Annotated in this window: 1 protein-coding gene; it reads left to right on the top strand. The window is 50.4% G+C overall.

Going from position 1 to position 242, the window contains the following annotated elements:
- A partial coding sequence (locus tag AAEY75_RS16765) for an ATP-binding cassette domain-containing protein (RefSeq protein ID WP_352260292.1) occupies positions 1-242 on the top strand: 242 nt, incomplete at both ends.

The following is a 242-nucleotide window of genomic DNA, read 5'->3' as shown; positions in this document are numbered from 1 at the left end:
GCTACGCACTATGGCCTCACATGACGGTGTCACAAAATATTGCCTACGGTCTAAAAGTGAAAAAGATAAAACGCGCAGAGATAGACGTTCGCGTGGCGGAACTGTTGGACATCGTAAAACTTAACGGATTAGAAAACGAAAAAGTCACCGCACTGTCTGGCGGACAGCGTCAACGTGTCGCCTTGGCGCGTGCGTTGGCGATTCGTCCCGATGTATTGGTGCTTGATGAGCCGCTTTCCAAC

Origin of the sequence: Psychrobacter sp. TB55-MNA-CIBAN-0194 (assembly GCF_040309505.1) — a bacterium.
Classification (GTDB): Bacteria; Pseudomonadota; Gammaproteobacteria; order Pseudomonadales; family Moraxellaceae; genus Psychrobacter; species Psychrobacter fozii.
The sequence above is the reverse complement of the archived record's forward strand: the minus strand, read 5'-3'. Positions and strand labels throughout refer to the sequence as shown.